Origin of the sequence: Streptomyces sp. H39-C1 (assembly GCF_027158125.1) — a bacterium.
GTDB classification, from domain to species: Bacteria; Actinomycetota; Actinomycetes; order Streptomycetales; family Streptomycetaceae; genus Actinacidiphila; species Actinacidiphila fildesensis.
On record NZ_JAPVLS010000261.1, the window covers coordinates 1 to 1,386 of the forward strand.

The 1,386-nt window shown below is 78.2% G+C and carries 1 protein-coding gene and 2 pseudogenes; all 3 read left to right on the plus strand.

Annotation, left to right across the window (positions count from 1 at the left end; translation table 11 throughout):
* A pseudogene (locus O3W51_RS48090) lies at nucleotides 1-435 on the plus strand (glycosyltransferase); the annotation flags it as partial.
* Between the two features lie 14 nt (nucleotides 436-449).
* Entirely contained in the window at nucleotides 450-1,139 is a 690-nt protein-coding gene (locus O3W51_RS48095) for a TIGR04282 family arsenosugar biosynthesis glycosyltransferase (RefSeq protein WP_269290423.1), read from the plus strand.
* A gap of 5 nt (nucleotides 1,140-1,144) precedes the next feature.
* A pseudogene (locus tag O3W51_RS48100) lies at nucleotides 1,145-1,386 on the plus strand (SAM-dependent methyltransferase); the annotation flags it as partial.

Sequence of the window (1,386 nt, forward strand, 5' to 3'; positions counted from 1 at the left end):
GCCTGGCCGCCGCACGCCCGGCTCGCCAACCTCGAACTGGCCCGGCGCATCCGCCGCCGCACCGGTCTGCGGCTGCACGACCTCGGCCCGATGCGGGCCGCCCGGCGGACCGCGCTGCTCGGCCTGGAACTGGCCGACCGCCGGTCCGGCTACCCGCTCGAAATGCTGGTCCGCGCGGCCGACGCCGGCTGGCGGATCGCCGAGACCGACGTCCCGTACGCGCCCAGGACCGGCCGCTCCAAAGTGACCGGCACCTGGCGCGGGACCTGGCACGCGGTCCGGGACATGAGCGCCGTGCTGCGGCAGCCGCCACCGGCCGGCCCGGCGAGCGACGACCGGCCCGCCACGGTCCCTATCCAGCCCGCTCAACCGGCTCGGCCCGCTCCCGCAGGTCAGCTCATCCGGCCCGCCCACACCGGCCGGGCCGCCCGATGACCGGCGCTCCCGGCATGACGACGCTACTGGTGATCGCCAAGGAGCCGGTACCGGGACGGGTCAAGACCCGGCTCACCCCGCCGTACTCGCCGCGGCAGGCGGCGGCGCTGGCCGAGGCGGCGCTCGCCGACACCCTCGACGCGGTGCTGCGCGCCCCGGCCCGCCGTCGGGTGCTGGTGCTGGACGGCGCGCCCGGCCCGTGGCTGCCGCCGGGCTTCGACGTCGTTGCGCAGACGTCCGGCGGCCTGGACGAACGGCTGGCGGCGGCGTTCGCCGGCTGTACCGGGCCCACGCTGCTGGTCGGCATGGACACCCCGCAGCTCACCCCGGCCCTGCTGGAGCCGGCGCTGCGGCCCGACGCCTGGCTCGGCTGCGACGCGTGGTTCGGCCCGGCGCAGGACGGCGGCTTCTGGGCGGTCGGCCTGGCCGAGCCGGACCCTTCGCTGTTCCCCGGGGTGCCGATGTCGACGGACCGGACGGGCGAGATCCAGCGCGCCCGTCTCACCGACGCCGGGCTGCGCGTCAGGGACCTGCCGGTGCTGCGTGACGTGGACACCGCCGCCGACGCCGCCGAGGTCGCCGCCCGCGCACCCGGCTCACGTTTCGCCGCCGCGCTGCGCGCGGCCGACCTTCCGCCAGGGCCGCTGCGGATCCTGCCGATGCCGGCGGGACACGCCGATGCCGGCCGGACGGAGGCCCTGTGACGCCGGTGGACGGCGCGACCGCGACGATCGCGCAGCGAACCGGTGCCCCCGTCCCGGCCCCCGCGCCCTGGATCGACGACCCGTACGCGCACGCGATCCGCTCCGGCCGGGGCCCGCTGTTCCTGCGCAGGGCGGACGGCTGGCTGCTGCCCCTGGACGTGGAGCGGTGGTGCGCGGCGCCGGACGCCGCCGACACCGCGCTGCTGTTCCGGTGCCGGCGCGGCCCGGTGCTCGACATCGGCTGCGG

What these genes read in the sequence shown, in the direction of transcription:
- O3W51_RS48095 (WP_269290423.1), top strand. Translation starts at nt 450, where the DNA reads ATGACGACGCTACTGGTGATCGCCAAGGAGCCGGTACCGGGACGGGTC.